This window comes from Mesorhizobium sp. M7A.F.Ca.MR.176.00.0.0 (genome assembly GCF_004023165.1).
Lineage (GTDB): Bacteria > Pseudomonadota > Alphaproteobacteria > Rhizobiales > Rhizobiaceae > Mesorhizobium.
Window position 1 is genome coordinate 1 of the sequence record NZ_RZTC01000259.1, and the last position, 1963, is coordinate 1963.

The 1963-nt window shown below is 59.3% G+C and carries 4 protein-coding genes; 1 reads left to right on the forward strand and 3 read right to left on the reverse strand.

Annotation, left to right across the window (positions count from 1 at the left end; all coding sequences use genetic code 11):
- Window positions 1-45: 45 nt before the first annotated feature.
- Together EOB59_RS34535 and EOB59_RS35785 are read right to left on the reverse strand one after the other, a co-directional pair.
- Complete coding sequence (locus EOB59_RS34535; protein WP_128290284.1) at window positions 46-441, reverse strand: hypothetical protein; 396 nt, start codon at window positions 439-441, stop codon at window positions 46-48.
- Window positions 438-1010 (reverse strand): hypothetical protein, encoded by a 573-nt coding sequence (locus EOB59_RS35785; protein ID WP_128290285.1) that lies wholly within the window; start codon window positions 1008-1010, stop codon window positions 438-440. Before EOB59_RS35785 ends, EOB59_RS34535 begins: the two co-directional genes overlap by 4 nt.
- Window positions 1011-1213: 203 nt before the next feature.
- Between EOB59_RS35785 and EOB59_RS35525 the strand changes: the two genes are divergently transcribed.
- Window positions 1214-1372 (forward strand): hypothetical protein, encoded by a 159-nt coding sequence (locus tag EOB59_RS35525; RefSeq protein WP_164895848.1) that lies wholly within the window; start codon window positions 1214-1216, stop codon window positions 1370-1372.
- On the opposite strand, the gene EOB59_RS35530 is transcribed toward EOB59_RS35525, so the two are convergent.
- Window positions 1369-1533 (reverse strand): hypothetical protein, encoded by a 165-nt coding sequence (locus EOB59_RS35530; RefSeq protein WP_164895849.1) that lies wholly within the window; start codon window positions 1531-1533, stop codon window positions 1369-1371. The two genes, EOB59_RS35525 and EOB59_RS35530, sit on opposite strands and share 4 nt — an antisense overlap.
- Window positions 1534-1963 lie beyond the last annotated feature (430 nt).

Here is a 1963-nt window from a genome sequence, read left to right on the forward strand (position 1 = left end):
TGTCGTTGCTCGGCTCGGTCGCTGCCGAGAGCGGATCGAGCACGATCATAGCCCGCTCCCCACCAGCGTCTCTTGGGACGCCAGATCGTCGCCCCACATGATGGTTTCGCCGTGATCTTCCATGCAATGGCCTTCCGTGTCGTGGCCGTCCTCGTCGTCGCAATTATCGAGTTCGAGATCGAGCACGTCGACGGGAGGTAGGTTCGGCGCGGTGCTGGATAGGAATGATTGCCCGCCGCGGTGCGCCCAGCCTAGGGACGGCTCGTCGTCGGCTGTTTCCTCCAGATCGCAATCAACTTCCATGAGATCCAGTGCCGTTATTAGGCTCATGGCGCGGTCAAGGAGGTCGTTCAGGCGTGTCTCGACCGATTGCCGCCATGTGCGAGGGTCTACGCCTTGCGGGCAGCCGTAGGGCTTCAGAACTGGCGTGTGGGCGTTCATGCTGCACCGCCTTTCGTGAGCCTTGCCAGTCCTTTCCGCTCATAAGAAACGTCACCGGGTTTATCGCCCGCGACATGAGAAAGGACGATGATCATTCCGTCCTTGATGTTGTCCATGTCGATAATTCGAAGCGGTGCGTCGGGCCACTTCTCCCAGAACGCCGCCTTGATTTCCTCAATAGCGGCGGTGATCCGCTCGTCCGGTGTAGGCGACGCAAACGCCAACTTGGCGGATGCGTTCGCGTGAAGCACGGACAGCGCTCCCAGGCCAGCCGCAGTTGCCCCTGTGCCCAGCAGCAGGCGCCGCCGGTCGATCGTTGTTGCCTTCGTGTTCATGGATAGTCCCCACGGTTGGAACCGGCTTCTGAAGGCCGGCGGCAAAGCTGCAAATTTGCAGGATTTGCCATCATCGGCGACGGGCCGAAGCCGGGGGTTCAGAACCAGCCGTGAGACTGGCGCGACGCTTTTAAGCCCGAAGGCTCTGGACAGAACGGCGCCCCCCGGCCATAAAGGTCGGGTCTGGAGCCGCGCCGCCAAGCGCGTCCATTGTTTGACAAACTCGTCAAACATTCATCCGAAGCTTCCTGTCGTGGAGGCGCGACCCCGCCAAGGGTCAATTCGGAGATATCACGGTCCGGGTTCTGAAGCCCACGGACAATAAGCCGCTGATTTGCCGCCTTCGTCAAGCACTCCCCACCGGGGAGCCGGCTTGCCTATGGGATGAGAACAAACAGGGGATTCACAGATTCCCGGTTTCGATCTAGAATCTGGCTATGGAAATGATCTTTGACGATCTCGCCATTGCCCTCACAGCGCCCCGCACAGACGCGTGGCGCCCTGTCCGCGCCTTCGCCCTGGATCTTGCCGGGAAGCTGTTCCTGGGTCTTGCCATCGGGCTTGGCGTCGGCATCGGAATGGCAATCGCCGGTTAACGTCTCTTCGGCTTCGGCGTGATCTCCTCGACCCGCACCTTGTCGCCGATCTCCTTTGCCATCGCCAGGGCCTTGACCTTGTCCTTCGTCGTCAGCACCGTGCGCCAATGCGGCTTTTCGAACACAGACACAACGTAGGTTGTCGCCGGCTTGTCGGTCATTGGCTTGCGCTCCGATAGGCACTAGCGCTTTGGTTTCAGCCAAGGATCATTTGAGCTAGCACAATTGTGAGAAGCATTGATGCGGGAACGGCAATGAGACAGTACGCCTCAACGATCCTGTTTTGTCGCTTGTCCATTTTGGGTGCCTTCCGTTTTCCGTTCTTATTTTGACGTCAATGGGCAGGCGTTGGAAGCGGTCCCATGGGCGCGGCGGCCAGAGATCGGGTAGGTGCTGTATATTAGCAACACCTAGACGAACCAGCGGCCCCATTCATTCTTCCTCCGCGAAAATCTTGCAGCGAAGCATGACGGAGACCAGATCGCTATCGCGCACAATGGTATCCTCGTCAGACGAAGGATATCGCAGCTACGACTTCAAAGCCGGCCGCCGATGACGCCTGAACGTTGTAAGTGCTGGTGGCAGCGAGAC

Excerpts from the sequence above, each read along its gene's own strand:
- EOB59_RS35530 (WP_164895849.1), bottom strand. The coding sequence starts at position 1,533 with ATGACCGACAAGCCGGCGACAACCTACGTTGTGTCTGTGTTCGAAAAG.
- EOB59_RS35785 (WP_128290285.1), bottom strand. The coding sequence starts at position 1,010 with ATGTTTGACGAGTTTGTCAAACAATGGACGCGCTTGGCGGCGCGGCTC.
- EOB59_RS35525 (WP_164895848.1), top strand. The coding sequence starts at position 1,214 with ATGGAAATGATCTTTGACGATCTCGCCATTGCCCTCACAGCGCCCCGC.
- EOB59_RS34535 (WP_128290284.1), bottom strand. The coding sequence starts at position 441 with ATGAACGCCCACACGCCAGTTCTGAAGCCCTACGGCTGCCCGCAAGGC.